This is a genomic window from Leisingera sp. G5_S3_59_S7, from assembly GCF_054968485.1.
Genome location: NZ_JBQKUH010000009.1, coordinates 1 through 26,060, shown reverse-complemented (window position 1 = coordinate 26,060; position 26,060 = coordinate 1). Strand labels below are relative to the sequence as shown.

The window sequence follows — 26,060 nt, the reverse complement described above, 5'->3', positions numbered from 1 at the left end:
CGGGTGAGTTTTTCTCAACAATTGGTTTCATGCTAGCCGGGTTATCTATCAGTGGGAAACCCGCTACATTTTTCGCGTCATCCGGGCGACCTGCGAAGGCAAAACCGCGGTCAACGGTCCGCTTACCGGAATGCCATGGCGCGGCCCTGTGCGCCGCAGCCCGAACCCTGAATTGGAGAGTTCCCTCATGAAACTGCTTTCGAAACTTGCCGTGGCCGCAGCCGTGCTGTGGCTGCCGTCCCAAAGCCTCGCCGGCGCGGAGGATACCGCGGGCCTCCTGAAACTCGAATACACGGACGGCCGCGCTGCGGCCGAGGGTGTGGAGGACGTGAACGCGGTTCTGCGCAGCGTGGGCGTTCGCGTCAGCACGGTTGCAATCCCTGATCAGGCTGTGCCGGTTCTGGAAGCCTCCCGCAGCCGTGCGATCACGGCGGAGGAAGAGGCGCAGCTGATCTCTGATTTCCGGCTGACCCGCCAGGATCTGCTGGCCGAGATCAAGGCGGCCGGGCGCGCGCCCACGGTGGCAAACGGCGGCTCGCTGACCACGTCGGAACCGGGCGTTGCGCCCTATCCCAAGGTCTATGACATGAACAAGATGGATGCGGACACCCGGGTCTGGGTTCACAAGAAATTCGGCCCGCTGCACATCAACCACGCCGAAGACGGCACCGGGATCGACGAGGTGATGACCATCGTGTCCGGCGGCCCCTGGGTCTGGTTTTTCGAGCTGCCGGGGGATGTCATCGGCAAGCTGACGCTCGGCCATGTCGGTCCGCAGGGCAAGGCCTGGCGGATCAGCTACCCGGGCATCAAACCGCATGGCGGCTTCCTGGATCCGGACTACGGCCTGGTGGTTGCCTATGCCCATGGCCCGGAACAGTTCGAGATCCATTTCGAGGAAGACAACATCGCCGGGTCCAGGCTGAACGGCACCAATGCCTGGATTGATATGTCAGGCGGCAAGCCGGTGCTGCTGGAGGCGCCGCTCAGCGGTTACTGACGGGTGAATGCCGCCGGCGGGCCATTGCCGGCGGCTGCCCGCGCGGCTGCCACTACCTCCCGAGACAGGTTTCCATTTCAGACTGCATGTTTTCGATGGCCTTGCACAACCGCGTTGTGAAGGCTTCGGAGGTCAGGGACTGGGTGGCGTAGCCGGGGGTGAGAATCGAAACGCTGGAGCTGATTCGCGGCGTGAACCGGCGAATCGCCAGCCCTGAGGTTGTCTGGCGCTGCTGCAAACAGCCGTAGGCAGTGATCATGTCGCAGATCATGTAGCACATGCCAGCCGCAACAAACTGCAGGCCCGGGGCCCAGGTGCGCAGCTCCAGCCGCCTGCGGAACCGGCAGCCGCTGCGCTGGAACGCGGCCTCGGTCCGGACCGTCATGGGGTGCTTGTCAAACAGCACCGCCATCGGCGCCCCGTCCAGATCCTGTGGCGTGATCTGTTCGGCCGCGGCCAGCGGATCGCTTTCCGGCACAATGCAGACGCTTTCCAGGTCGAAGTCCATCTGTTTGACGGAGGGGCGCGGCACGGGAGTCTCGGCAAAGCCGATGTCGAACTGCTGCGAGGCGATCAAATCCTCGATCACATCCGAAGAGCGCATGATCAGCGAGACCTCAAGCTCATCCTTGCCTTGCAGAAAATCCGTTAAAATCCGCGGCATGAACAGCCCGGCCGCCGCCGGATGGCAGGCAACCCGCAGCTTTCCGGCCTCGTGGCTGCGGATCTTGCTCACGGTGCGTTCAATCCGTTCGATCCGTTCCAGAACCGCCTCGCACTCCTCAAGAAAGAACCGGGCCTCCGGGGTCGGGATCAGCTTGCCCTGCTCGCGCACGAACAGGCTGAAGCCCAGCTCCCCCTCCAGCGTCGATATCATGGTGCTGACCGCGGGCTGGGTGCGCCCGACGGTGCGCGCGGCCTGGGAAATGGAGCCGCTGCGCATGACCTCGCGGAAGGTGAAGATCTGGCGGATCGAGAAGTTCATGGCATGGGTATCAAGAAAATTGATGGAGTCAGAGATATTTTCAAATTGATCTTATGCCCTTTGTCCAGCCAAATCCGCCAAACCCGGTGAGGGGACACCGGAAGGAGGACCGATGGACACATTTTCGAAATACTTGCTGACGGGGCTGATCTGTCTGGTGGCCCTGGGCCAGTTCGTTCAGGTGGTCACCCGTTATCTGCTGCAGATCCCGGTGATGGGGCTGGAGGAGACCATGCTATATCCGACCATCTGGCTGTACATCCTGGGCGCCGTGAACGCCTCGCGCGAGGACACCCACATCCGCGCCAACGTGCTGGAGATCGCCATCAAGACAGAGCGCGGCCACACCGTGCTGGCGATCATCGGGGAAATCATCAGCCTGACCGTTGGCCTGTGGCTGCTGGGCTGGGCCTGGGAATACACCCAGTACGCCTGGCGGGTCTGGAAAGAGAGCCCGACGCTCTATCTGCCGACATTCTATTCCGAAGCGGCGCTTGTGGCCGGTCTGGGCCTGATGATGCTCTACACCGCGGTGCACCTGTTCCGCCATATCAACGCCCTGCGCGCCGGAGCCGCAAAATGATTGAAATCGCACTCCTTGCCATTGCCGTCCTGGTGCTGACCCTGACCCTTGGCGTGCCGCTGCCCTACTGCTTTGGCGCTGCCCTGATGATCATGTATTTCCTGGGCGATGTGACCATGAAGGGCATGATGCTGTGGGGCTCCCAGCAATTGGGCAACCCGGTTCTGCTGGCCATTCCGCTGTTTGTTCTGGCAGGCACTATCATGTCAGCCAGCGGCATCGCCGCCTCGCTCTTGAACTTCGTCAATGCCTTCATCGGCCATATCCGCGGCGGTCTGGGCGTTGTGGCTGCTGTCAGCTGCGCCATCATCGGTGCCATCTCCGGCTCCGGCCTGACGGGTATTGCCGCCATCGGCCCGCTGCTGATCCCCGAGATGGAAAAGCGCGGCTACCCGCGGGAATACGCCACCGCGCTGATTGCCAACTCCTCTATCCTGGGCCTGCTGATCCCGCCGTCCGTGACCATGATCGTTTACGGCTGGGTGACCGACACCTCGATCCTCGCCTGTTTCCTGGCGACCCTGGGGCCGGGCCTGCTGATCATGTTCAACTTCTCGGCCATGAACCTGTGGATGAGCCGCAAGTTCGACCTGGTGCTGGACGACACGCCCAGCTTCTCGGAGCTGGCGGGCGACGTGGCCAAGAAGGGCTTTAACGCGACCCCGGCGCTCTTGATGCCGGTGATCATCCTCGGCGGCATCTACGGCGGCATCATGACCCCGACCGAAGCCGCCGCGCTGTCAGTGATCTATGCGCTGCCGGTCGGCTTCTTCATCTACAAGGGGCTGAAGTGGAACAGCTTCCTGGAGGCCGGCAAGGAGGCCGCGACCGCGGTGGGGGCGATCATGGTGATGATCCTGTTTTCCATGATCCTCAGCCAGATGTTTGTCTACGAAGGCATCCCGCAGCAGATGGTCAGCGCGATCTTCGAGATCACCGAGAACAAGGTGCTGCTGCTGATCTTCATCAACATCCTGCTGTTCCTGGTCGGCATGGTCGTGAACGACGTCACCGCCATCATCCTGATTGCGCCGCTCTTGCTGCCGCTGATGCAGGCGATCGGGGTCACCCCGGTGCAGTTCGCCGCGATCATGGGCGTGAACACCGCGATGGGCGGGGTGACACCGCCCTATGCCTCGATCCTCTACCTCGGCGCGCGGATCGGCAACGTGAAGGTCACCAAGGTGATCCCGCCCGCGATGATCCTGATCCTGACAGGCTATGTGCCGGTGGTCTTCCTGACCTCGCTGTGGCCCGACCTGTCGCTCTTTCTGCCGCGTTTCTTCGGCTACTGAACACACCTGACACCTTAAGGAGGAGACTACCCATGAAACACTTTCTGACCGGTACCGCTGCCGCTGCGCTGATGTCGCTGGCGGGCCTCGCCTCGGCCGCCGACCTCAAGATGAGCCACGTGCGCCCGCAGGACACCACCATCGACAAGGAGCTGCGCGCCTTTGCAACCCAGGTGACCGAGGCCACCGGCGGCGATGTCTCGATCAACATCTTCCCGGCCTCTGCGCTCGGCGATTACACCACCGTGCAGGAACGCATCAGCGTCGGCGCCATCGACATGGCGACCCAGCCGGCCGCAGCCGCGGCGGACCGCCGGATGCAGATCAGTTCCTTCCCCTACCTGGCCAACAATTGGGATGAGGCGCGCAAGATCTACGGCCCCGACGGCCCGGTGCGCAACGTGATGGCAGAGCTTTACGCCAAGCAGGACATCACCATGCTGGCGGCCTACCCGGTCTATTTCGGCGGCATTGCGCTGAACACCGATCCGGTCAGCCCGGGCGACCCGTCGCAATCGAACGGCATCAAGGTCCGGGTGCCCGGCATCAAGAGCTTCCAGCTGACCGGCGAAGCTCTGGGCTACATCCCGTCGCCGATCCCCTTCTCCGAAGCGTTCACCGCGATCCAGACTGGCGTGGTTGACGGGGTGATCGGTTCCGGCGCCGAGGGCTACTATGCCTCCTTCCGCGATGTGACCAAGGCTTATGTGCCCGCCAACACCCACTTTGAGGTCTGGTACATGATCATCTCCAACGGCTCGCTGGCTGAGCTGGACGCAGAGGATCAGGAGGCGCTCAAGACTGCCGCCGCCGACTTTGAGGCGCAGCGCTGGACCGTTGCCGAAGAGGATCAGGGCAAGTGGGAGCAGCGCCTGTCCGAGGAGCTGGGCGCCAAGATTGTCGACCTGAGCGACGATGAACTGTCTGCGATGGCTGCCAAGGTGCGCGAGGACGTCTGGCCGGTGGTTCTGGAAGACGTTGGCGCCGACTGGGGCCAGGGCATTCTTGACCAGATCGGCAAGTAATCCCGCATGACAGACCGGGGCGGCCGCGCGCCGCCCCGAAACCGCAGCCAACCTTTGGGATACGGCAGGATGGAAGCAGATTATGCAGTGATCGGCGGCGGCGTTGTCGGCCTGTCCGTGGCCTGGGGGCTGCTGAGGCGCGGCAAGCGCGTCACGGTTCTGGACGGCGATGACGGCTCGTTCCGCGCCAGCCGCGGCAATTTCGGCTTGGTCTGGGTGCAGTCCAAGGGCATGAAGCAGCCGCGCTATGCCAGCTGGAGCCAGCAGTCCGCCGCCGCCTGGGCCGGGTTCGCCGCCGAGCTAGAAGACGGCACCGGCCGCTCTGTCGGGTTGCAGCAGGACGGCGGCTATGACCTGCATTTCTCCGAAGAAACGCTGTATGCCACCGTCGCGCAATATGATGCGCTGAAGGACAAGCTGGGCGGCAACTACCCTTACGAGGTGCTGGGCCGCAACGCGCTCAGCCGCGAGGAGCCGCATATTGGCCCCAAGGTGGCGGGCGCGATCCTGCACCACCAGGACGGCCACGCAAACCCGCTGCGCCTGCTGGTCTCGCTGGCCGAGGACGTGCGGCGGCTGGGCGGCACGGTTCTGAATGGCAAGACCGTCACTACGGTCTCCAAACCGGATGCGTTCAAGGTGCAATGCAGCGACGGCACGGTTGTTACGGCCGCCAAAGTTGTGCTCTCCGCCGGTCTCGGCGCGATGGAGCTGGGCCCCAAGCTGGGCTTCAAGGCGCCGGTTCGGCCGCAGCGCGGCCAGGTGCTGATCACCGAAAAGCTGCCGAAACTGATCAACCGCCCCTCGCTGATTGCCCGCCAGGTGGATGAGGGCGGCATTCAGATCGGCGCCACCAACGAGGAGGTCGGGCTGGACGACAGCGTGACGCAGCCGGGTCTGTCTGGACTGGCTGCCGAGGCCATCGCGGCCTATCCGGCGCTGGCCCGCGCGCAGCTGGTGCGCAGCTGGGGCGCCCTGCGCATCCTTTCGCCCGACGGCCTGCCGATCTACCAGGAAAGCCCCGAGATGCCGGGCGCTTACCTTGTCACCTGCCACAGCGGCATCACCCTGGCCGCGGCCCATGCGCTGTTCCTGCCGGATTGGCTGGAAGGCACCGCAGCCGCCCCTGATCTGGAGGTGTTCAGTGAAGACCGATTCCCCGTTTCTTGAGCTGGCGGACAATGCCTCCCGCGTGCGGGTCTGGTTCGACGGCCAGCCGCTGGACCTGCCCGCAGGCGCCAATCTGGCCGCCGCGCTGCTGGCCGCTGGCGTGCAGGTGTTCCGCCACACGCCCGTGTCGGGCGCGCCGCGGGCGCCGTTCTGCATGATGGGCGCCTGTTTTGAATGCCTGGTGGAAACCGGCGGCCGCGTGCAGCAGGCCTGTATGCTGGAAGTGGAAGAGGGCATGAAAATAGCCCGCCCGCATGAGGCGGAGGCAAACGATGCAGCACTGTGATCTGGCCATCATCGGCGCGGGTCCAGCCGGCATGGCCGCCGCTGCCGAGGCAGCCCGGCAGGGTCTGAGCGTCACCCTGCTGGACGAACAAAACCGCCCCGGCGGGCAGATCTACCGCGAGGTGGACCGCGCCGCGGGCCCGCGCGGCGCCATTTTGGGGCAAGAGTATCTGCACGGGGCAACCCTGACGGCGGGCCTCGGCCAGGCTGGGATCACGCATCTGTCAGGTGCCGTTGTCTGGGCCATCGAGGACGGCTTCCGCATCTCCTTCATCCGCGATGGCCGCGGTGAACAAGTGGAGGCCGCGCGGGTCATCCTGGCCACCGGCGCGCTGGAGCGTCCGATGCCGCTCCCCGGCTGGACCCTGCCGGGCGTGATGACCGCAGGTGCAGCGCAGATTCTCCTGAAACAATCCGGCGTGCTGCCGCGCCGCGCCGTGCTCGCCGGGAGCGGGCCGCTGCTTTACCTGATCGCGGCGCAGATGGTGCGGGCGGGAACGCCGCCGCTGGCCCTGGTCGAAACACAGACCGCCGCCAGCCCGCTGGCAGCAGCCCGCCATCTGCCCGGTGCGCTGCGCGGCTGGCGTTATCTGGCCAAGGGCCTGAAAATGCTGGCAGAGATCAAGCGCGCCGGCGTGCCGCGCTATACCGGCGCAACGGATATCGCGGTGGCGGGCAGCACCCGGGCCGACGCGGTGACCTTCCGCAGCAAGGGGCAGGAGCATCGCATCTCCTGCGATACCGCGCTGCTGCATCACGGGGTGGTGCCGAACACCCAGACCGCGCGCTCGATCAATGTGCCGCATGTCTGGTCCGAAGCGCAGCAGTGCTTTGTGCCCGAGGTCGGCTCTTGGGGCGAAACCGGCAAGGACGGTGTTCTGATTGCCGGCGACGGCGCGGGCATCAGCGGCGCCATGGCGGCCGAATATGCAGGCCGGATCGCAGCGCTGAAAGCGGCAGAGGAGCTGGGCCGGATCACCGCGCCGGAGCGCGACCGCCTGGCCGCGCCGCTGTTCAGCCGGCGCAGCCGGGAAACCGCCGTGCGCCCGTTCTTGGATGCGGCCTATCCGCCCTATGCGGGGGCTGTTCGGCCTGCGGACAGCACCATCGTCTGCCGTTGCGAGGAGGTCACCGCGGGCGACATCCGCAGCTATGCCAAGCTTGGCTGCCTCGGCCCGAACCAGGCCAAGGCCTTCGGCCGCGCAGGCATGGGGCCGTGCCAGGGCCGCTATTGCGGGCTGACCGTGACTGCGCTGCTGGCCGAGGCCAACGGTCAGACCCCGGATGAGACGGGTTACTACCGCATCCGCCCGCCGATAAAACCCGTGACACTGGGCGAACTGGCAGCGATGGACGACTCCTCCGCCACTGCCGCTGAATAGGAGAATAAGATGATCGAACGGATCGAAACCGGCCCCCGCATGAGCAAGATCGTGAAACACAACGGCGTGGCCTATTTGTGCGGCCAGGTCGGGGACGGCGCCGATGTGGCCGAACAGACCCGCGACTGCCTGTCCCGCGTCGAGGCGCTGCTGGGACAGGCAGGCTCCTCGCCGCAGCAGATCCTGCAGGCGATTGTCTGGCTGGCCGACATGAAGGATTTTGCCGAGATGAACGCGGTCTGGGATGCCTGGGTGCCGCAAGGCCACGCCCCGGCGCGGGCCTGCGGCGAGGCCAAGCTTGCGCGGCCGGATCTGAAGGTGGAAATCATCGTGACCGCGGCCTGCTGACACGGCGCCTCAGGACAGACACTGAGTCCGGCCCTTGCGTCTGACAGGGGCCGGGCACTTTACCGGCACCTCGCGCGTTGTATACCTGAAACAGCAACGAGGTCCGACATGCTCAAACACGCCCTGCACAGCACCGCCCTGCACGCCGAAAACCTGCTGGACCGGCTGTTGCCGCGCAGGCCGCGCAGCGGTGCTGACCTTGTGATCGACCCCTACATCGGGTACGCCACGCCGGAGCACCTGATCGTGCGCGGCCGTGTCCTGACCCGGCTGCGCCGCAGTTCCCCCCGCGACGGCCAGGGCGTGCTGCGCAATGTGCGGCAGATGATCTCGCTGTTCCTGACGGATGAAGCCGCTGGCATCACCGTCTGCCACGAGGATGCCACCGCGGTCAGCGATGAAGAGGGCTATTTCCAGCTGCCGCTGCCGCCGGGCCGGGCACCCGGCTGGCATGACATCCCGGTTGCCATTGCGGATGGCGGCGCGCAGACCGCCTGCCCGGTGCTGATCCCGCGTCCGGACGCCCGGTTTTTGGTGATCTCGGATATTGATGACACGGTCATGCAGACCTCCGCCTATTCGCTGGTGCGCAACCTGTGGACCACCTTCAGCGGCAATGCGCTGACGCGGCGCGTTTTTCCGGATTCAGCGGCCTTGCTGCGCCAGCTGTCGGAGGACGGCCGCAATCCTGTTTATTATGTCAGCTCGTCCCCCTGGAACATGCACGCCTTCCTGGCGCAGGTGTTCCGCCAGGCAGACCTGGTCCGCGGCCCAATGTTCCTGCGCGACTTGGGGCTGAGCGAGACACAGTTCATCTCTGCGGGCCACGGCAGCCACAAGGGGCAAAGCATCGACTTGCTGTTGAACGCGCACCCGGAGCTGCCTGCGGTGCTGATTGGCGACACCGGGCAAAAAGACGCCTCCATCTACGGGGCAGCGGTGCGCCGCCATCCGGGACGGATCGCCGCGGTGCTGCTGCGGGTGCCCGCAGACGGGCTCAGCGCGGAGGACGAACGCGATCTGGCAAAGCTGAGGGAGACCGGCGTCACCGTATTTGCCGCTCCTAGTTTTGAAGGCGCAGCGCACCAGCTGGACATGGAAACCGCCGCCTTGATGGCGGCGGAGCAAGGGCCTGGCGGGCTCTGAGCATTCTGGCGCGGCGCCGGAGGCGGTCCGCGCGGCTTTCAGGAGTTCAGGTCTTCAGCCCGCCGTTCCTCTTTTCCTTTGCCTCTTCCACCTCAGGCCGGATCTGCGCCCAGGTCAGCAGGGTGAACACCGCGGTGCCGCCGATCACATTGCCTGCCAGCACCGGCAGGAAAAAGCGGAACACAGCCGGGCCCAGGGACAGTTCGCCCTGCACCATCAGAAAAGCCATCTCGACCGAGCCTGCGATGATATGGGTGAAATCCCCAAGGGCAATCAGCCAGGTGATAATGATGATCAGCGGCAGCGCCGAGCCATTGGCCTGGGGCAGCATCCACACCAGCGCCGCAATCAGCACGCCCGCCGGGATGCCGCGCACCAGCCCCTCGGCCCACGGCATGCCGGTCGCGTGATGGCTCAGCTCCACCATCGCCTCAGCCATCGGGGCGGACATGACCGGTGTGAACGCCAAGAAGGCGGCAGCGATAAAGGCGCCCGCGACATTTGCCGCCAGCACGACCCCCCACAGCCGGCCCGTGCGCCCGAGGGATTTCCACGTCGGCGACAGCGTCACCGGCACGACAGTTGTGATGGTGTTTTCCGTGAACAGCTGCATCCGGCCCAGAATGACCAGCACAAACCCCAGGCTGTAGCCCAGGTTTTCCACGACAAACCGCCAGTCGCCCTCCGGCAGGCTGGAGCGCAGGATCGCCTCGCCCCAGACCGAGAAGGAGATCAGCAGCCCGGCTGCCAGGCCGGACCACCACAACGCCCGCACCGGGCGCCGCAGCTCCTCTTCGCCTTCCAGCCTGATAGTCTCGAAAATCAGCTTGGCGGACAGGCCTGTGGCCTCTTCCACTGCCTCGCGTTCCTTTTCCTCTTCCGCAAGCAGGTGCTTGTCAGTGGGGGTCATTATCGGTCTCCTGCTTTTTCGGAAAGCCCGCGAAGGGGGCCGGGGAGGGGCCCCGTATTGCCGCCCGGGCCGGAAAAGGCCCGCCGGGGCGCGCACCTTGCTGCCGGTTTAACTCCTGAAACAGCGAAAGGTTCCGGGCAAAGCCAAAGTTGCACGTCTTTTTTGCTGTCCCAAGGGCCTGAAACACTGTCCCGGCTGGCATCACGCCGCGATGTGCCGGGTGATGCGGGTGCCCTGCGGCCACAGCCCCGTGCGCCGCGCGGCCCAGACGGCCCCGGCGACAGCGCCCAGGTTGGCCGCAACCGCCGCCGCCAGGATCCCGCCATAGCCAAAGGTCCAGACGCCAAGCCAGGCCAGCGGTACATAGACCAGCGTGATCCGCCCCAGGCTCAGCCCCATCGAATGCAGCGCCTTGGAGCGCGCGTTCATTGCGGCGTTTGCGGTCACCAGGATGCCATAGCCGAACAGGCTCCAGCCGACGATCTGCAGATAGCGGCGCGTGTAGTCCGCCGCCTCCGCGTCCTCGGCAATGGCAGAGGCGATCCAGCCGCCGCCCAGGCTCAGCACCGCGCCCAGGGCCAGGCCGTACACCAGGCAGAACGCCCAGGCCTGCACCACCGCGGATTGCGCCCGGGTTTCCTTGCCCGCGCCCCAGTTCTGGCCGACCACCGGGCCGATCCCGGCAGACAGCGCCAGCAGCACCACAATCGCCAGCGACTGCACCCGCGTTGCAGCGCCGAAACCGGCGACCGCGGCATCGCCCAGCGTGGCTACCGCAGCGGTGACCAGCGCCATCCCCGCCGGGTTGATCGCATTGGAAAAGGCGGCCGGCGCGCCAACCTGGGTAATTTCGCGCAGGCTGCGCCACAGATCCCGCCAGATCTGGCCGCACAGCCGCAGATACCCTGCATGCACAGCAAAGGCGATGGCTCCGGCTGCCGCGGCCAGCCGACCGGCCAGCGTCGCCAGCGCCGCGCCGCCGGTCTCCATCGCGGGCACCGGCCCCCAGCCGAAGATAAACAGCGGATTGAGTGCGATGTTCACAGCCGCCGCCAGTATCATGAAAAGTGACGCATGAACCGCATTGCCATGCGCCCGGAACAGCGCGTTGACCAGCATCATCAGCACCAGGAACGGGAACGACAGCGCCCAAAGCGGGACATAGGCGGAAATCTCGGCCATCACCTCACCACGGGCGCCCATCAGGCCAAAGATCTGCCCGTGCAGTGCGAAAAAGGCCAGCGCCACCAGCACCGACAACAGCAGGCCGAGTCCAGCCGCATGCAGCGACATCCGCGCCACCGCGCTGTCCTCATCCTCGCGGCCCAGGGCCTGGGAGACGGCGGCGTTTGCGCCTGCTGACAGACCGATTGCCAGGGAGGCCAGCGCCGTTGTGACCGGATAGATGAACCCCACCGCCGCCAGCGGCGCGCCGCCCAGCTGGCCCAGGAAATACGCATCGGCCAATCCGATCGACAAAACGGCCAGAATTCCCAGCGACATCGGCGCCGAGACCCGCGCCAGCGCGCGCCAGACCGGCCCTTCGGTCAGATCAGACCGTGCCATACATGTACCTCCCGCTGCGGATGGGTGTTGCAGGCCCAACGCCGCAACCCGGCACGGCGTTCCCGGCAACCGGAAAAACAGGTCAACGCTTCAGCCGTCCCGCCCTGCGGATCGATTATTTTACCATAATACAGATTATAACCTGCAGCGACGGCCTGCACCCGCTGGCCTCGCGGATCAGCTGCTGACGGTGACGGCGGCGCAGCCCTTCAGCGCCGCTGCGTCGTCGAGGATGACAAACACCGGCGCCTCTATCCCGGTATCCAGCGCAAAGGGCTGGCGGAAAGCCTCCGCAAACTCCTGCCGCGCCGGGGAGGACAGCAGGCTGCGCGCCACCGCGCCGGCAAAATAAATCCCTTGTGCGGGCAGAAACGCCAGCACCAAATTGCGCGCCAGTAGCGACAGCAAGTCCGCATAAAGGCCTTGAAACGCCTGCGTGCCGGCGCCATCGTCCGCAAAATGCGCGCGCACGGCTGCATACCCGCGGCCGGAGAACAGATGCTCCACCGTGCGGAATTCTGCCGCTGCATCGCCGATCCGGCTGCGCAGAAGCTCCGCCACGTCCAGCGGCAGGCTGACATGGCCGTATTCCACGTTCAGGCACTGCACCTGCCCGCCCGCCTGCAGCACCGGTGACAGGTTGAAGCCGGTGCCGATGCCCGCCACCAGCCGCTGGCCGTCGCCGCCTGCATCATCCGCGGGCGCGATCACCGTATCCAGGCAGTCTGCCGCCAGATGCGGGCACGCCTGCCCCAGCGCTGCGAGGTCATTGAGCAGATGCACGCGCGCGCCATTCAGATGCCGCGACAGCGCCGCGGCGTCGAAATGCCAGTCCCGGTTGGTGAGCCGCGCGGTGGTGCCGGTGACCGGCCCGGCAATGGCAGTTGCCACCTCCGCCACGCCGCCGGGCGCGGCGTTTTGCAGGTACTGGTCCATCACTTCCGTAAAGCCGGCATAGGCCTCGTTGCGAAAGCTTTGCACCGTGTCCGCCAGCAGCGCGCCGCCCTCGGCCAGCCCCAGCCGCGTATTGGTGCCGCCCACGTCTGCGGCGAGCCGCAGCCGCGTCAATTCAGCCGCTCGCCGGTCGCGGGCGAGAAGTAGGAAACCTTGGAAAGATCAAAGGCCAGATCCAGCATCTGCCCCGGCTGCGCCCGGGTTTCTGCGTGCAGCCGCGCCGTGACCTGTTTGCCGCCCAGGTTTGAGACCACATAGGTATCGGCGCCGGCAGGCTCCACCATGTCGATCATGCAGGCGGCCTCCTGCACGCCTTCGCCAGCGCGGAAGCCCGCCTCGGCGATGTCCTCCGGGCGCACGCCCAGGATCACGTCCTGCGGCAGGCCGGTGGCGCGGCTGTCCTTCAGGACTATGGGGGCGCTGCCGCCGCAGTCCATCTCGATCCGCGTGCCGTCGCCGTTCGCCTGAGCGCGCGCCGGGATCAGGTTCATCGCTGGGCTGCCCATGAAGTCGGCCACAAACAGGTTGGCGGGCTTGTTGTAGATCTCAGCGGGCGAGCCGATCTGCTGCACCACGCCGCCCTTCATGACCACGATTTTCGTCGCCAGCGTCATCGCCTCGATCTGGTCGTGGGTGACATAGACCATGGTGGCGCCGAGGTTGTGGTGCAGCTTTTTGATCTCGGTCCGCATCTCGACCCGCAGCTTGGCGTCGAGGTTCGACAGCGGCTCGTCGAACAGGAACAGCTTGGGGTCGCGCACCAGCGCCCGGCCCATCGCCACCCGCTGGCGCTGGCCGCCAGAGAGCTGGCCGGGGCGGCGGTCCAAGAGCGACTCGATCTGCAGCTGCGCTGCGACCTCCTTCAGCTTGCGCGCCTGTGTGGCAGCATCGGCGCCGCGCACCTTCATGCCGAAGGTGATGTTCTTGGCAACCGTCATCGTCGGGTAGAGCGCATAGGACTGGAACACCATGGCGATGTCGCGGTCCTTGGGGCTGACATGGGTCATGTCGCGGCCGCCGATCTCGATCCGCCCGCCGGAGATCGGCTCCAGCCCCGCGATGCAGTTCAGCAGCGTGGACTTGCCGCAGCCCGAAGGGCCGACCAGCACCAGGAAGTCGCCCGGCTCAATGCTGACGTTGATGTCCTTCAGGATCTCGGTTGCGCCGTAGTTCTTGCGCAGGTTGGTGATGTCCAGAATGGGAGCCATGAGTTTACCCTTTCACAGATCCAGCGGTCAGGCCGCGGATGAAGTATTTGCCGGCGACGGCATAGACCAGCAGTGTTGGCAGCGCGGCGATGATCGCGGCGGCCATATCGACGTTGTATTCCTTCACGCCGGTGGTCGAGTTGACGATGTTGTTCAGTGCCACGGTCACCGGCTGGGTGCCCGCCTGGCTGAAGGAGACGCCGAACAGGAAGTCGTTCCAGATCTGGGTGAACTGCCAGATGACGGTGACAACGATGATCGGCAGCGACAGCGGCAGGAAGATCGACCAGAAGATGCGGAAGAACCCCGCGCCGTCCACCTTGGCCGCCTTCACCAGATCCTGCGGGATGGTGACATAGAAGTTGCGGAAGAACAGCGTGGTGAAGCCGATGCCATAGATCACATGCACAAAGATCAGCCCCGGAATGCTGCCCGCCAGCCCCATCAGCCCCAGCATCCGCGCCATCGGCAGCAGCACCACCTGGAACGGTATGAAGCAGCCGAACAGCATCAGCGAGAAGATCAGGTTGGCGCCGCGGAACCGCCATTGCGCGATGACATAGCCATTGGCCGCGCCCAGCATGGTGGAGATTGCCACCGCCGGCACCGCGATCACCACGGAGTTCCAGAAGAACGGGCGCAGGCCCTCGCATTGGATGCCGGTGCAGGCCTCCGACCAGGCGGTGCGCCAGGCGTCGAATGTGACCTCGCGCGGGAAGGCGATCAGGCTGCCGGTGCGGATTTCCTCCAGGCTTTTCAGCGAGGTGGTGATCATCACAAAGAGCGGCATCAGGTAGAACAGGGCAAACAGGCCCAGCAGGGAGAACAGGAGCCAGCGCAAGCCGATGCGGCTCCAGTTGCGGGTCGCGGGGCGGGCGGGGTCCAGGGTCAGATCAGTCATGTTTGGCCCTCAGCTCGGAGTAGAGGTAGGGAACGATGATCGCAAAGACGACACCCATCATCACCATGGCAGAGCTGGCCGCCTGGCCGATGTCGCCGCGGGAAAACGCCATCGTGTACATGTAGGTGGCGGGCAGATCGGTGGCATAGCCGGGGCCGCCGCCAGTGAGGGCAATCACCAGGTCGAAGCTCTTGATCGCCAGATGCGCCAGCACGATAAAGGCAGACAGGAAGATCGGCGCCATCGAGGGGATAATGATCGCGGTATAGATCCGCCAGGCGGGGATACCATCGACCTGCGCGGCCTTGATGATCTCGCCATCGACACCGCGCAAACCAGCCAGGAACAGCGCCATCACAAAACCGGACGCCTGCCAGACACCGGCGATCACCACCGCATAGATCGCCTTATCCGGGTTGATTACCCAGTCGAAGGTGAAGCTTTCAAACCCCCAGCCGCGGACCATGGCCTCAATGCCCAGTCCGGGGTTCATGATCCACTTCCACGCGGTGCCGGTAACGATCAGCGACAGCGCCATCGGATACAGGTAAATGGTGCGCAGCACGCCCTCGGTGCGGATCTTCTGGTCCAGCAGGATCGCCAGCATCAGGCCGAGGACCATCGAGATCACGATAAACAGGGTGCCGAACACGAACAGGTTCGACATCGCCGTGTCCCAGCGCGGCGCGTTGAACAGGCGCTCATACTGGATGAAGCCTTCGATCTCGTATTTCGGCAGCAGGCGGGAGCGGGTCAGCGACACCCAAGCAGTCCAGATGATGAATCCGTAGACGAACACCAGCACCGCGGCGAAGGACGGTGCCAGCACCATCTTCGGAATATGACGTTCAAGCCATCCAGTCATTGTAACGGGCCTTGAATAGGTGGCCCCGCATCCCGGAGGACGCGAGGCCCGGGGGAGGTTCACATGGAGTTGGCGACGGCGTCGGCCAGCATCTGCACAGCCTCATCCGAGGACATGTCAGAGTTGAAATGCGCCGTCACCACATCGGTAATGGCGCCCGACTGCGCGCCGCGCAGGGCCATGCCGTGGGCATAGCTGGGCAACAGCGAGCCGCCCTCGGCGCTTTCGCCCATGTCCTTGGCCGACAGATGCGCGCAGGTGTCAAACGCATCCAGTTTCACATCCACCCGCGCCGGGATGGAGCCCTTGTTGAGGTTGAACACCTCCTGGAACTTCGGCCCGACGATCAGCTTGGCCAGCAGATCCTGCCCGGCCTGCTTGTCCTCGCCGTCCACCTCGAACATGGCGAAGCTGTCGACGTTATAGAGGAACCCGTCGCCCGGCACCGAGGCACACAGGAAGTCCTTGCCCGGCTCCTTGCCCGCGGCCAGAAACTCGCCCTTGGCCCAGTCGCCCATGATCTGGAACGCGGCCTCGCCGTTCATCACCATGGCGGTGGCCAGATTCCAGTCGCGGCCCGGGAAGTTGGCATCCACATAGCCGCGCATCTTGCGCATCTGGTCAAAGACCGCGATCATCTTGTCCGACTTCAGCGTCTCCATATCCAATTCGACAAACGCCTTACGGAAATCTTCCGGCCCCAGAATGCCCAGGGCCACCGCCTCGAACACGGTGGCGTCCTGCCAGGCCTGGCCGCCATGCGCCAGCGGGGTGACACCCGCCGCCAGCAGCTTGTCGGCAGCAGCGTTGAACTCCTCCCACGTCTGGGGCATGTCGATACCGCTGGCCTCCAAGAGCGCGGCATTGGCCCAGATCCAGTCGACCCGGTGCACGTTCACGGGTGCGGCGCACCACTTGCCCTCGCATTTCATATGGTCGGCAATCGACTCCGGCAGCACATCCGCCCAGCCCTCCGCCTCCGCGACAGAGGAGATATCGGCCAGCACGCCCTCCTCATACCATTCCTGAATGGCGGGGCCTTTCAGCTGCACCGCGGTCGGCGCGTTTCCGGACAGCACGCGGGCGCGCAGCGCGGTCATCGCGGCATCGCCGCCGCCGCCCGCCACCGGCATATCGGTCCAGGTGCCGCCGTTGTCGGCAAATTCCTGTTGCAGCACGGCGGCCGATTTGGCCTCGCCGCCGGATGTCCACCAATGCAGAACTTCGGCCTGGGGTTCGGCCAATGCCGGGGCCGCACAGGCCAGCGCCACGGCCGGTACGGCCGCAAAAGCGGTGAATTTCATCGCTTAGTCCTCCCTTATATGACGGCCGCTCCCCGCAGCCTTCCCCATCAGCTTGCCTAATCGCCGGGCCGGTTATCAATCGCGCATCGCCGCCCGGCGCCCGCCGCCAAGCAGATTTCCGGCCAAGCTGTTACCTGTTGTTACGCAGCAATTGATTTTGTTGCATGGTGTTACAAACACAGGGCCGTCAAGGCCGTCTTGGGGAGGACACGGACGAATGGCGATTCCGCGGCTGCTGGTGGTGGATGACGATACTGAGACGCGCATGATGCTGACCCAGTATCTGCGCCAGAACGGCTTTATCGCCCTGCCCTGCGCCAGCGAGGCGGAGATCCGCGCCCAGATCGGCGCGGGGCGGATCGACCTGATCCTGCTGGATGTGATGCTGGGCGACGAGAACGGGGTGGAGATCTGCACCCGGCTGCGCAGCGAACAGGATGTCCCGATCATTCTGGTGTCAGCGCTGTCGGCTGACCACCAGCGGATGGCGGGTTATGAATCCGGCGCCGATGACTATATCGCCAAACCGTTCAATCCCGACCTGCTGCTGGCCCGCGTCCGTGCAGTGCTGCAGCGGGCGCACCGGTCCTCCTCGCTGATCTACCGGCGCAGCGTGGCGACCTTCCGCTTTGCCGGCTGGACCTATGACGCCAAGCGGGATGAGGTGATCTCGCCCGCCGGGGTTCAGGTGGCGCTGTCGCGGCGCGAGACAGGGCTGCTCAAGGTGTTCCTGGCCAATCCGCATATCCCGCTCACGCGCGAGGAGATCGCCGCGGCCCTGGACGTGACCGGCGAGGGCGGAACGGAGGAGGGTTCGGGCCGCGCCATCGACGTGCTGGTGGGCCGCCTGCGCTCCAAGATCGAAGCCACCCCCAAGGATCCGCGGCTGCTGCGCACCGAGCGCGGCACCGGGTATGTCCTGGCGGTGGATGTTGAGACCGGCGGGGACTGACGCGGGTGGCACTGCGTCTCAGAACCCTTGGCCTGATCCTGCTGCCGCTGGCCTTTGCCGCCGGGCTGGGGGCCGCCTGGGCCTGGTTCCACTCCGGTGCCAGCTGGCAGACGCATCTGACCCGCAGCACCATTGCAGGCATCACCCTGGACGGCACCCTGCGCCGCGGCACCGCGCCGCCCGCCGGGGTGGCGGTCGCGCCGGTGGCTGCGGCGCAGGCGGCGTTTCTGACCTCAGGCGATTACCTGCGGCTGGAAGGCATCCCAAAACCCGCCTTTTTCACCAATGTCTCGATACTGGACAGCGGCCCCGATCCCCTGTCGGGGGAAGTTCTGGCGCTGGTCATCGCCTCCCCCGACCTGCGCTACCCGGTGGCAGAGCTGGCACCGGCGGGCGGGGCTTCTGCGGCTGAGAAGCTGGGCGCCGTCACCCGGCTGCTGGCAACCTATTGCAGCGAGCCGGTGATCTTTGCCCGCGCAGGTTACGGCCCGTGGCAGCGGGTGGAGGGCACGGCGGTCTGGGGCTGCACCGCCGCCCCCCGCGACCTGCGTCTGCCCGCGGTGCTGCTGTCACTGCTGGCCTTGGCGGTGCTGGCAACGCTGGTCATGGACACCTCGGCCCATTTCGGCCGCTTTGCCCGCGCCCTCCACGGCCGCCGCCGCCTCGGCGGGCCGGATGCCTATGCCGTGCAAGGCCCCGCCGAGCTGCAGGAGATCGTGACAGCCGTGAACAGCTACCTGGAGACCGAGCGCAGCCAGCTCGCCAGCCGGGCTGCGGTGCTGTCCGGCGTCAGCCACGACCTCGGCACCCCCGCCACCCGCCTGCGGCTGCGCGCGGCGCTGATCCAGGACGCGGAGCTGCGGCAGAAGTTCGAAACCGACCTCGACGCCATGACCGGAATGATCGAAAGCGTGCTGACCTACACGCGGGCAGAGATGAGCGCCGAAACCCCGCGCCGCCTCTCCCTCACCTCGCTGGTGGAGGCGGTTGCCGCCGACTACCAGGACCTCGGCAAACCGGTGGAACTGCTGCGCCCCACGCCGCAGCTGGCGGCAGGCGGCCGGTCTGTGTTTACCTCTGCGCCCGGCCACAGTGCGATTCCGCAGGATCAGCCGATGCTGGCGGTGGCGCGCCCGCTGTCGCTGCAGCGGGCGGTGTCGAACCTGATCGACAACGCGCTGAAATACGGCCGCCGCGCCTCTGTCGGCCTCAGCGCCACCGCTGAGCACGCGATAATCGCCATCGAAGACGAAGGCTCCGGCATGTCCGCTGCGGAAATCTCCGCCGTGATTGCCCCGTTCCGGCGCGGGGACAATACCAGGGCCATCGACGGCTTCGGACTGGGGCTGACGATCGTCGCCACGGTGGCAGAACAGCACGGCGGCCGGCTCTACTTCGAGGACGGCCGCCGCGGCCTGCGCGCCTGCCTCGAGATCTGCCGCAACTGACCGCCCGCTGCCGCCGTGCCGGACTGCATTGATCCGGATCATGGCAGCAGCCGCAGGGGCTGGTTTAATAGCTGAAGCGGCACACGTGGCGTCTGCCGCGCAGACCGGGGAGGAGGCCCGCCATGCAGCGCAGAACGTTGCTCTTCGCAATCAGCGGCAGCACCAGCGATACCGCCATCACAGCCGCCGCCGAGGCCGCCCGCGAACAGCAGGCGCATCTGGCCTGCCTGCTGCTCAAGACCCTGCCCGGAATGCCCTATTTCGCCTATGGCGCCTCTGCCTATGGCGCGATGGCGGTGCCGGATGAATGGCTGGAAACCCTGCAAAGCTGCCGGACCGCCCAAACCGCCCGCGCGGCAGAGGTGGAGGCACTGCTGTCCCGCTGCAACGCCGCGGGCGACGTGCAATATGCCACCGCCAGCGACGCGGACATCCGGCTGCTGGCCGCCCGCCGGGCACTGACCTGCGACATTGCCGAGGCGGCCGGCGGCCTGCGCGAGGATCCGGAGGTGTTCCGCGATGCGGTGCACGGCATCCTGTTCGGCGCGCCCGTGCCGCTGATGGTGAACGGCAGCCCCTTGGCGCCCCGCAAACGGGTGTTCCTGGCCTGGAACAGCAGCCTGTCCGCGGCCCGCGCGGCCCATGCCGCCCTGCCCTATTTCAAGGCGGCGCAGGAAGTGGTGATCGGCTGCTTCGACCCGGACATGAGCGACGCGCGCGACGGCGAGGACCCCGGCGCGGACATGGCCGCCTGGCTCAGCCACCACGGCTGCACCGTCACCCTGTCGCAGTTTCCCTGCGGCGGCCATGACACCGGCACTGCCATCCAGGACCGCGCCCGCGAGGCCGGGGCGGAGCTGGTGGTGATGGGCGCCTATGGCCACTCCCGCCTGCGCGAAGCGGTGTTCGGCGGCACCACCCGCAGCCTGCTGGAGCAGACCGCGCTGCCGGTCCTGTTTGCCCATTGACCCGCACCCGCCGCCCAGCCGCAAGGGAGCAGCCGATGACAGACCCCGTCCCGTTCAATGCCTACAAACCCGCTGAAATCGCCGCGCTGGTGGAAACCGCGGGAGTCGCCAAGGCGCGGCTGCCGCTGCCGCAGATGTTTGTGCTGGCGATGCTGGCGGGCGCCTTCATCGGCTTCGGCGCGGCCGCCTATACCACCGCGATGACCGGCGCGGACACAGCCTCGGGCCCGGTGCGGGTGCTGGGCGGCGCGGTGTTCTCGCTGGGTCTTATTCTGGTGGTGGTGGGCGGGGCCGAGCTGTTCACCGGCAACGTGCTGATGGTGATCGCCGCGGTGGACCGCAAGATCCGCCTCAGGCGGCTGTGGCGCAGCTGGGCCATCGTCTATGCCGGCAACCTTGCAGGCGCCGCCGGGCTGGCTGCCGCCTTTGCCTTCACCGGCCTGCTGGAGGGCCCGGCGGGCGCCACCGCCGCCCGCATCGCCGAGGCCAAGGCCGCCCTCTCCCCGGTGGAGGCCTTGATGCGCGGCGCCCTGTGCAACGGGCTGGTGTGCCTGGCGGTCTGGCTTTCCTTCGCGGCCCGCACAGCGGCGGGCAAGATCCTGGCGGTGCTCTGGCCGATCACCGCCTTTGTGCTCCTGGGGCTGGAGCATTCGGTGGCCAATATGTACTTCTTTCCGCAGGGCTGGGCTGCCGGTGCCGCAGTTTCCGTCAATGCCGCTGCCGCCAATCTGTTCTGGGTCACGCTGGGCAATATCGCGGGCGGCGCCGGCGGGGTCGCCTTTGCCTATTGGTTCGCCTATCTGGGTCGCACCGCCCCGGCGGCCGGCAAAGCGCAGCGCAAACGGTGACGCCCGCTCAGCGGGCCGCGGCCCCGTCGCTTGCGGCCTCCGCCAGATAGGCCAAACGCCGTTCCGACCGCTTGTCCTCGACCATGCCGCAGACCGTCCAGCGGACCGGCCTGATGCCGCAGAACTTCAGGATGTTGCGTTCGAAACTGCGCAGCGAATGGGCAAAGTAGAACCAGCGGTAGAAAAATGCAGGCATCCCCATGGTCACGATGATCCGCGCGCTCTTCCCCTTCAGCTTGGGGTGCCAGCTCTTTTCGCCGACAGTAAAGGCGAACTGCTCGCGGAGCACCTGTTCCAGCCAGGCCTTCAGCAGCGCGGGCATGGTGCCCAGCCACAGCGGATAGACAAACACCAGATGATCCGCCGCCGCCACCGCCTGCTGGGCGCAGGCAACATACTCCGGCAGCTCTTCCGCTTGCCATTCCGCGCGGCTGCGCAGGCAAGTGACGCCGCTGGCGGCCACCTCGATGACCTCCACCTCATGGCCCGCGTCCCTGGCGCCCTTGGCATAGCTTTGCGCCAGCGCGTGGCAGAAATGCGCCTGGCTGTTGTCCGGATGGCCCTGGATGATCAGTATCCGCGTCATGCGCTCTCCCCCTTGCCGCCCATCCGCCGCACCTCCTGCAGCAGGGCTATGTATCCGGTCAGGTCCGTCAGGGTGATCACCCCCAGCAGGCGGCCCTTGTCCGTGACCAGGAACTTGCGCCGCCCGGTCTCCGAGATCTTCCGCATCAGCGCATCGGCCTGCATGTCCGGCGCGACCGAATTGCTGCCGTCCGGCGGCTGATAGACGTCATCCACCGGGGTCTGCGCCCACCGCTCCTGCGGCACCCGCGCCAGATCCTGCGTATCGGTGCAGCCCAGCAGAACGCCCTGCTGCACCACCGGCACAAAGCTCTTGCGCTCGGGCAGCAGCACCTGGTGCGCCAGCGCCTGCAGGCTGATGTCCGGGCTGACGGTCACCGGATCGCGGGTCATCAGGTCGGCCGCCGTCTTGCCCTTGAAAGCGGCGGTTTGCAGCTGATGGGCATAGGTGCCCTTGGCCGCCGACAGGACAAACACACCGATCAGCACCTGCCACAGCGCCGCCACCGGATTGCCGGAAAACAGGCCCAGCAGCCCATAGAGTATAAGCGCATAGGCAAAATAGCTGCTGATGCGGGTGGCGGTCCGGGTGGCCGCCAGCAGGTCACGGTTGCGGCTCCACAGCCAGGCCCGCAGGATGCGGCCGCCATCCAGCGGAAAGGCCGGCACCAGGTTGAACACCGCCAGCACCAGGTTGATCAGCGCCAGATAGCCCAGCACCGGGTTCAGCGCCCCGCCCGGCGCCAGCGTCCAGCCGATCTGCGCCAGCAGCCAGAAGCCAAAGGCCAGCGCAAAGCTCATCAGCGGCCCGGCGATGGCAATCCAGAATTCGCTCACGGCAGTCTTGGGTTCCGAGCCCAGCTCCGCCACGCCGCCGAAGATGAACAGGGTGATACCCTTGATCTCCACCCCGAAACGCCGCGCCACCACGGAATGCGACATCTCGTGCAGGATCAGCGAGGCAAAGAACCCCAGCATCGCCAGAACCGCAAGCGCCAGGTAAACCGCCTGCCCTGCCCCCGGATAGGACATCGGAAAGTACTGGGAGGCCAGGCTCCAGGTGATCAGCGCCGCGATCAGCAGCCAGCTGGGGTCAACCTTTATGTCAAACCCCTGCAGCCGCGCGATCCTGACTGCGTTTGAGAACATGAAACTCCCCCCTCCTGCCGCAATATATAGCGCCGCCGCGCCGATGCCCGTTTGATCCGGCTCAACCCCGGAACAGGCTGCCCGCCCCATAGGCCAGCGCCGCCGCGCAGGAGCCGATCAGCAATGTTTCCAGCCCCGAAACCCACCAGGGCGACAGCGACCAGATGCTTTTGCTGGCGCCGATGGCAAAGAACACCAGCCCGGTCGCCACCGAGGCCATCAGGAACGGATCCGGCAGCCCCAGGATAAACGGCAGCAGCGGCACGATGCCGGCCAGCATGAAGGCAAGGAACGTGGTCAGCGCCGCCGCCACCGGATTGGGCTCCGCAGGCCCCAGCCCGTATTCGCTGGCCAGCATCAGCGAAATCCACTTCTCGGGCTTGGCCGCCACCGCCTTCACCGCGCCCTCCAGCACCTCGCCGCTCAGGCCCAGCTGCTCAAGGATCTGGCGCAGCTCCTCGCGCTCGCCCTCGGGAAACTGGCGGATATGGCGCTGCTCCACCCGGTACAGCCGCCGCCGGTCATCCAGATCCGCCTTGGTGCCGAGGTAATTGGCGGCGGCCATGGAAAACCCGTCGGCCAGCACATTGGCAATTCCCAGCGCGATGATCACGGACGAGGAAAACCCCGCCCCCTCGACCCCCGCCGCAATGGCAAAGGTCGTCACCGCGCCGTCAATGCCGCCATAGACCGCATCCCGCAGCCGCCCCTCCTCCCTGCTGCCTTGCAGGCGGCGGGCGATCTCTTCCCTGCTGTGCCCGTGTTCCGCTTTCATGGCCCCATGATCCGCCAAGCGACCCCCCGCCGCCTTGAGCGAGGTCAAGCCACACGCCTCAGCGCTTCGCCCTCAGCGCTCGGTGATCAGCACCCCGTCCGCGACCGCCTCGCCGGGATGCAGGATCACCCGCTCGCCCGGCTCCAGCCCCTCCAGAACCTGCGCCACCTGGCCGTTGCGCCGCCCCAGCGTCAGCGGGCGCACCCCGGCCCGCCCGTCGGCTGCCACAAAGGCCGCCCAGCCGCCGCCGTCGCGGAACAGCGCGCTGACCGGGATGCGCAGCACGTCCTCCGCCTCCCATTCGATGATGCGGGCAAAGACCGAGAACCCCTCGCCCAGGCTGGTGCGCTGCTCCTTTGGCGTCACCAGGTCAAAGAACACATCCACCCGCTGCTCCTCGATCCCCAGCGCCGAGACCTTGGTGCGCGCCACCGGCTCGATCCGGTTCAGCACCGCCTCCAGCGGCGTTGCGCCGCCCCAGCGCTCGATGCTGGCACGGGCGCCCGGCGCCAGCCGCACCGCGTCCGAGGACAAGAGATCGGCCACCAGCTCCAGATCCTGCGGATCGCCGATGGTGACCAGCAGGTCCCCGGGCAGCACCGGACGCTCGCTGATGGTGACCACCGACAGCACCACCCCGTCCGCGGGCGCATGGATGCGGATGCAGCAGCTGTCCGGCACCTCCGTGCCCGCTTCGGGCAGGATCAGCGCCGCCTCCGCCCGTGCCAGGGTGCTTTGCGACATGTCCACCCGGGCGCTGGCCGCCTCTTCCCCGGCGATGGCCACCGCCAGCCGCTGGGTGGCGTCCTCCAGCCGCGTCAGCGAGGCGACATTGCGCTCCGCCAGCGCCTTCACCCGGTCATACTGGCTTTGAGCCAGGATGCGGTCCTCGACGGCCTTCTGCAGATCGGCGCGCGCCACATGCAGCGCCGCCTGCGCCTCCTGCAAGGTCGCCTGCGCTTGCGCCCGGGTGCGCGCATCCAGCAGATGCGGCCGGGCAGGCTCGACAATGGCGACAAGGGTTTCGCCCGCTGTCACCCGGTCCCCCGCCCGCACCGGCGCGCGGCGCGCAGTGCCCGCAATCGGCGCCGCCACCTCGAACAGGTCGCGGACCCGCGTCTCCCCATCGGCATCAATGGTGATCTCCATCCGGCCGCGCGTCACCTCATGCAGGTCCACCGCGGCCGGCTCCTCCCGCAGCGCCACAAACAGCAGCGCCGCCAGCACACCGCCGCCGGTCAGATACAAGAGCAAGTTGCGCAGGTTCGGAATCATCTCTCACTCCCTGGTCTTCATCACCGCCACAAGGTCCATCCGGTCCAGCCGCCGCCGCACGATCAGCACCGAGCACAGCGCCGCCGCCAGCACGATCAGGCTGGCACTGGCAAAGGCCGCAGGCTCCAGCACCAGCGGTATGGTGTAAACGTCGCTGGAAAAGTTCTCCACCGCCAGCCGCGCGATCGCCGCACCGATCAGCCAGCCCGGCGGCTGCGCCAAGAGCGCCAGCAGCATCATCTCCCCGGCCAGGATGAAAGAGACCTCGCGGCGCGAAAATCCCAGGATGCGCAGGCTGGCCAGCTCGCGGGCGCGCTCCGACAGCTGGATGCGGGCGCCGTTGTAGGCAACCCCGATGGTGATCAGCACCGCGATGGTGATGTAGACCGTGTTCATCACGATCACCTGCTGCGCGATGACCTCCCGGAACGACCGGCGCATGTCGGTCATCACCGGCACCCCGGCCACTGCCGGCAGCGCCTTGAGCCGGGTGAACAGCGCGTCCTGGCGGCTGGTGTCGATGGCAATGCTGGCGGCGGAATACTGCGGCGCCTGCCGGAACAGCGCATTCAGACTGGCATGATCCATATAGGCGCCCAGCCCGAAATACTGCTTGACCGTGCCGGTCACCGGCAACTGCCGGGTTTCGCGCCGCCCGCTGGTGAACTGCACCTCCACCAGCGTTCCCGGCATCGCGCCCAGCTGCTCCGCCAGCCGCTCGCTCAGCAGGATGCCGCCGGGGCCTGCATTGGCGACGCTGCCGCCGCTGGCCACCACCCGGCTCAGATCCGGGTCCGGCACCCGCGCCTCGATGGTGACCCGCTTCATCCGTGCCCCGTGCCGCAGAATGGCCGCCGCATACTGCTGCCCTTCCGCCTGCAGGACACCGGGCAACGCCCGGATCTCCTCCAGCACGCTTTCCGGCTGATCCTCGGTGAACATCACCACCGCATCCTGCCGGTTGCTCTGGTAAAACGCGGTGTCCATGATCTCGTCCAGGGCATCCGCAAAGAACGACGACGCCACCACCGAGGCCACCGCCAGCGCCAGCCCCAGCCCGGTCATCGCGCTGCGCAAGGGCCAGCGCAGCAGGCTGCGCAGGATCATGATGGCAGGCTGCGACAGCCGCAGGC

General features: G+C 66.4%; 26 protein-coding genes. 13 read left to right on the top strand and 13 right to left on the bottom strand.

Annotation, left to right across the window (positions count from 1 at the left end; all coding sequences use genetic code 11):
* The first annotated feature begins 187 nt into the window (after nucleotides 1-187).
* A complete protein-coding gene (locus tag ACTRWG_RS06685) occupies nucleotides 188-1,000 on the top strand; it encodes a hypothetical protein (RefSeq protein ID WP_027234655.1) in 813 nt (270 codons plus the stop codon).
* Between the two features lie 52 nt (nucleotides 1,001-1,052).
* Here ACTRWG_RS06685 and ACTRWG_RS06680 read toward each other — a convergent pair whose 3' ends face one another.
* On the bottom strand, nucleotides 1,053-1,985 hold the full coding sequence (locus tag ACTRWG_RS06680; RefSeq protein ID WP_027234656.1) for a LysR family transcriptional regulator: 933 nt from the start codon (nucleotides 1,983-1,985) through the stop codon (nucleotides 1,053-1,055).
* A 112-nt stretch (nucleotides 1,986-2,097) separates the two neighbouring features.
* Here ACTRWG_RS06680 and ACTRWG_RS06675 point away from each other — a divergent pair, with 112 nt between their 5' ends.
* The 8 genes from ACTRWG_RS06675 (at nucleotide 2,098) to ACTRWG_RS06640 (ending at nucleotide 9,219) form a co-directional block, all read left to right on the top strand.
* Nucleotides 2,098-2,568 (top strand): TRAP transporter small permease, encoded by a 471-nt coding sequence (locus ACTRWG_RS06675; protein WP_027234657.1) that lies wholly within the window; start codon nucleotides 2,098-2,100, stop codon nucleotides 2,566-2,568.
* A complete protein-coding gene (locus ACTRWG_RS06670) occupies nucleotides 2,565-3,863 on the top strand; it encodes a TRAP transporter large permease (RefSeq protein WP_462829131.1) in 1,299 nt (432 codons plus the stop codon). Before ACTRWG_RS06675 ends, ACTRWG_RS06670 begins: the two co-directional genes overlap by 4 nt.
* A 32-nt stretch (nucleotides 3,864-3,895) precedes the next feature.
* A complete protein-coding gene (gene dctP / locus ACTRWG_RS06665; RefSeq protein ID WP_259969725.1) occupies nucleotides 3,896-4,888 on the top strand; it encodes a TRAP transporter substrate-binding protein DctP in 993 nt (330 codons plus the stop codon).
* 69 nt (nucleotides 4,889-4,957) lie between these two features.
* Entirely contained in the window at nucleotides 4,958-6,058 is a 1,101-nt protein-coding gene (locus ACTRWG_RS06660; protein WP_462829130.1) for an NAD(P)/FAD-dependent oxidoreductase, read from the top strand.
* Nucleotides 6,033-6,344 (top strand): (2Fe-2S)-binding protein, encoded by a 312-nt coding sequence (locus ACTRWG_RS06655; protein ID WP_462829129.1) that lies wholly within the window; start codon nucleotides 6,033-6,035, stop codon nucleotides 6,342-6,344. Before ACTRWG_RS06660 ends, ACTRWG_RS06655 begins: the two co-directional genes overlap by 26 nt.
* Nucleotides 6,331-7,725 (top strand): FAD/NAD(P)-dependent oxidoreductase, encoded by a 1,395-nt coding sequence (locus ACTRWG_RS06650; RefSeq protein ID WP_027234662.1) that lies wholly within the window; start codon nucleotides 6,331-6,333, stop codon nucleotides 7,723-7,725. Before ACTRWG_RS06655 ends, ACTRWG_RS06650 begins: the two co-directional genes overlap by 14 nt.
* A 9-nt stretch (nucleotides 7,726-7,734) precedes the next feature.
* Nucleotides 7,735-8,073, top strand: a complete 339-nt coding sequence (locus tag ACTRWG_RS06645) for a RidA family protein (protein WP_027234663.1) — start codon at nucleotides 7,735-7,737, stop codon at nucleotides 8,071-8,073.
* Between the two features lie 108 nt (nucleotides 8,074-8,181).
* Nucleotides 8,182-9,219 (top strand): App1 family protein, encoded by a 1,038-nt coding sequence (locus tag ACTRWG_RS06640; protein WP_462829128.1) that lies wholly within the window; start codon nucleotides 8,182-8,184, stop codon nucleotides 9,217-9,219.
* 46 nt (nucleotides 9,220-9,265) lie between these two features.
* Here ACTRWG_RS06640 and ACTRWG_RS06635 read toward each other — a convergent pair whose 3' ends face one another.
* The 7 genes from ACTRWG_RS06635 to ACTRWG_RS06605 form a co-directional block, all read right to left on the bottom strand.
* Nucleotides 9,266-10,129, bottom strand: a complete 864-nt coding sequence (locus tag ACTRWG_RS06635) for a formate/nitrite transporter family protein (protein WP_462829127.1) — start codon at nucleotides 10,127-10,129, stop codon at nucleotides 9,266-9,268.
* Between the two features lie 201 nt (nucleotides 10,130-10,330).
* Nucleotides 10,331-11,695 (bottom strand): MATE family efflux transporter, encoded by a 1,365-nt coding sequence (locus ACTRWG_RS06630; RefSeq protein WP_462829126.1) that lies wholly within the window; start codon nucleotides 11,693-11,695, stop codon nucleotides 10,331-10,333.
* A gap of 177 nt (nucleotides 11,696-11,872) precedes the next feature.
* Complete coding sequence (locus ACTRWG_RS06625) at nucleotides 11,873-12,736, bottom strand: glucokinase (protein ID WP_462829125.1); 864 nt, start codon at nucleotides 12,734-12,736, stop codon at nucleotides 11,873-11,875.
* Between the two features lie 23 nt (nucleotides 12,737-12,759).
* The gene (locus tag ACTRWG_RS06620) at nucleotides 12,760-13,857 is read right to left on the bottom strand and encodes an ABC transporter ATP-binding protein (RefSeq protein ID WP_027234668.1); all 1,098 of its coding nucleotides are present in this window, start codon (nucleotides 13,855-13,857) and stop codon (nucleotides 12,760-12,762) included.
* Between the two features lie 4 nt (nucleotides 13,858-13,861).
* Complete coding sequence (locus ACTRWG_RS06615) at nucleotides 13,862-14,758, bottom strand: carbohydrate ABC transporter permease (RefSeq protein ID WP_027234669.1); 897 nt, start codon at nucleotides 14,756-14,758, stop codon at nucleotides 13,862-13,864.
* Nucleotides 14,751-15,623 carry a carbohydrate ABC transporter permease gene (locus tag ACTRWG_RS06610; RefSeq protein ID WP_027234670.1) on the bottom strand — a complete coding sequence of 291 codons (873 nt, stop codon included), beginning with the start codon at nucleotides 15,621-15,623 and terminating at the stop codon, nucleotides 14,751-14,753. Before ACTRWG_RS06610 ends, ACTRWG_RS06615 begins: the two co-directional genes overlap by 8 nt.
* Nucleotides 15,624-15,682: 59 nt before the next feature.
* Nucleotides 15,683-16,927 (bottom strand): ABC transporter substrate-binding protein, encoded by a 1,245-nt coding sequence (locus ACTRWG_RS06605; RefSeq protein ID WP_259969736.1) that lies wholly within the window; start codon nucleotides 16,925-16,927, stop codon nucleotides 15,683-15,685.
* Between the two features lie 217 nt (nucleotides 16,928-17,144).
* Between ACTRWG_RS06605 and ACTRWG_RS06600 the strand changes: the two genes are divergently transcribed.
* The 4 genes from ACTRWG_RS06600 to ACTRWG_RS06585 all read left to right on the top strand — a co-directional run bounded on the left by ACTRWG_RS06600 (nucleotide 17,145) and on the right by ACTRWG_RS06585 (nucleotide 21,143).
* Complete coding sequence (locus tag ACTRWG_RS06600) at nucleotides 17,145-17,879, top strand: response regulator transcription factor (RefSeq protein WP_027234672.1); 735 nt, start codon at nucleotides 17,145-17,147, stop codon at nucleotides 17,877-17,879.
* A gap of 5 nt (nucleotides 17,880-17,884) precedes the next feature.
* The gene (locus ACTRWG_RS06595; protein WP_027234673.1) at nucleotides 17,885-19,327 is read left to right on the top strand and encodes a sensor histidine kinase; all 1,443 of its coding nucleotides are present in this window, start codon (nucleotides 17,885-17,887) and stop codon (nucleotides 19,325-19,327) included.
* A gap of 122 nt (nucleotides 19,328-19,449) precedes the next feature.
* On the top strand, nucleotides 19,450-20,295 hold the full coding sequence (locus tag ACTRWG_RS06590) for a universal stress protein (protein WP_027234674.1): 846 nt from the start codon (nucleotides 19,450-19,452) through the stop codon (nucleotides 20,293-20,295).
* 35 nt (nucleotides 20,296-20,330) lie between these two features.
* A complete protein-coding gene (locus ACTRWG_RS06585) occupies nucleotides 20,331-21,143 on the top strand; it encodes a formate/nitrite transporter family protein (protein WP_027234675.1) in 813 nt (270 codons plus the stop codon).
* Nucleotides 21,144-21,150: 7 nt separating this feature from the next.
* On the opposite strand, the gene ACTRWG_RS06580 is transcribed toward ACTRWG_RS06585, so the two are convergent.
* From ACTRWG_RS06580 to ACTRWG_RS06560, 5 genes are all read right to left on the bottom strand, one after another.
* The gene (locus ACTRWG_RS06580; protein ID WP_027234676.1) at nucleotides 21,151-21,729 is read right to left on the bottom strand and encodes an NAD(P)H-dependent oxidoreductase; all 579 of its coding nucleotides are present in this window, start codon (nucleotides 21,727-21,729) and stop codon (nucleotides 21,151-21,153) included.
* Nucleotides 21,726-22,877: a site-2 protease family protein gene (locus tag ACTRWG_RS06575; RefSeq protein WP_027234677.1), complete on the bottom strand. Its 1,152-nt coding sequence runs from the start codon at nucleotides 22,875-22,877 to the stop codon at nucleotides 21,726-21,728. The genes ACTRWG_RS06580 and ACTRWG_RS06575 overlap by 4 nt, the downstream gene beginning before the upstream one ends.
* A 61-nt stretch (nucleotides 22,878-22,938) precedes the next feature.
* Complete coding sequence (locus ACTRWG_RS06570; protein WP_462829124.1) at nucleotides 22,939-23,652, bottom strand: VIT1/CCC1 transporter family protein; 714 nt, start codon at nucleotides 23,650-23,652, stop codon at nucleotides 22,939-22,941.
* 72 nt (nucleotides 23,653-23,724) lie between these two features.
* Nucleotides 23,725-24,927, bottom strand: a complete 1,203-nt coding sequence (locus ACTRWG_RS06565; protein ID WP_462829123.1) for an efflux RND transporter periplasmic adaptor subunit — start codon at nucleotides 24,925-24,927, stop codon at nucleotides 23,725-23,727.
* A 3-nt stretch (nucleotides 24,928-24,930) separates the two neighbouring features.
* Nucleotides 24,931-26,060 (bottom strand): ABC transporter permease (locus tag ACTRWG_RS06560; protein ID WP_462829122.1); only part of this gene is annotated, 1,130 nt, incomplete at its 5' end.

Excerpts from the sequence above, each read along its gene's own strand:
- ACTRWG_RS06575 (WP_027234677.1), bottom strand. The coding sequence starts at position 22,877 with ATGTTCTCAAACGCAGTCAGGATCGCGCGGCTGCAGGGGTTTGACATA.
- ACTRWG_RS06570 (WP_462829124.1), bottom strand. The coding sequence starts at position 23,652 with ATGAAAGCGGAACACGGGCACAGCAGGGAAGAGATCGCCCGCCGCCTG.
- ACTRWG_RS06580 (WP_027234676.1), bottom strand. The coding sequence starts at position 21,729 with ATGACGCGGATACTGATCATCCAGGGCCATCCGGACAACAGCCAGGCG.
- dctP (WP_259969725.1), top strand. The coding sequence starts at position 3,896 with ATGAAACACTTTCTGACCGGTACCGCTGCCGCTGCGCTGATGTCGCTG.
- ACTRWG_RS06660 (WP_462829130.1), top strand. The coding sequence starts at position 4,958 with ATGGAAGCAGATTATGCAGTGATCGGCGGCGGCGTTGTCGGCCTGTCC.
- ACTRWG_RS06605 (WP_259969736.1), bottom strand. The coding sequence starts at position 16,927 with ATGAAATTCACCGCTTTTGCGGCCGTACCGGCCGTGGCGCTGGCCTGT.
- ACTRWG_RS06650 (WP_027234662.1), top strand. The coding sequence starts at position 6,331 with ATGCAGCACTGTGATCTGGCCATCATCGGCGCGGGTCCAGCCGGCATG.
- ACTRWG_RS06670 (WP_462829131.1), top strand. The coding sequence starts at position 2,565 with ATGATTGAAATCGCACTCCTTGCCATTGCCGTCCTGGTGCTGACCCTG.
- ACTRWG_RS06620 (WP_027234668.1), bottom strand. The coding sequence starts at position 13,857 with ATGGCTCCCATTCTGGACATCACCAACCTGCGCAAGAACTACGGCGCA.
- ACTRWG_RS06680 (WP_027234656.1), bottom strand. The coding sequence starts at position 1,985 with ATGAACTTCTCGATCCGCCAGATCTTCACCTTCCGCGAGGTCATGCGC.
- ACTRWG_RS06585 (WP_027234675.1), top strand. The coding sequence starts at position 20,331 with ATGACAGACCCCGTCCCGTTCAATGCCTACAAACCCGCTGAAATCGCC.
- ACTRWG_RS06685 (WP_027234655.1), top strand. The coding sequence starts at position 188 with ATGAAACTGCTTTCGAAACTTGCCGTGGCCGCAGCCGTGCTGTGGCTG.
- ACTRWG_RS06645 (WP_027234663.1), top strand. The coding sequence starts at position 7,735 with ATGATCGAACGGATCGAAACCGGCCCCCGCATGAGCAAGATCGTGAAA.
- ACTRWG_RS06635 (WP_462829127.1), bottom strand. The coding sequence starts at position 10,129 with ATGACCCCCACTGACAAGCACCTGCTTGCGGAAGAGGAAAAGGAACGC.
- ACTRWG_RS06610 (WP_027234670.1), bottom strand. The coding sequence starts at position 15,623 with ATGACTGGATGGCTTGAACGTCATATTCCGAAGATGGTGCTGGCACCG.
- ACTRWG_RS06630 (WP_462829126.1), bottom strand. The coding sequence starts at position 11,695 with ATGGCACGGTCTGATCTGACCGAAGGGCCGGTCTGGCGCGCGCTGGCG.
- ACTRWG_RS06675 (WP_027234657.1), top strand. The coding sequence starts at position 2,098 with ATGGACACATTTTCGAAATACTTGCTGACGGGGCTGATCTGTCTGGTG.
- ACTRWG_RS06565 (WP_462829123.1), bottom strand. The coding sequence starts at position 24,927 with ATGATTCCGAACCTGCGCAACTTGCTCTTGTATCTGACCGGCGGCGGT.
- ACTRWG_RS06600 (WP_027234672.1), top strand. The coding sequence starts at position 17,145 with ATGGCGATTCCGCGGCTGCTGGTGGTGGATGACGATACTGAGACGCGC.
- ACTRWG_RS06615 (WP_027234669.1), bottom strand. The coding sequence starts at position 14,758 with ATGACTGATCTGACCCTGGACCCCGCCCGCCCCGCGACCCGCAACTGG.
- ACTRWG_RS06640 (WP_462829128.1), top strand. The coding sequence starts at position 8,182 with ATGCTCAAACACGCCCTGCACAGCACCGCCCTGCACGCCGAAAACCTG.
- ACTRWG_RS06590 (WP_027234674.1), top strand. The coding sequence starts at position 19,450 with ATGCAGCGCAGAACGTTGCTCTTCGCAATCAGCGGCAGCACCAGCGAT.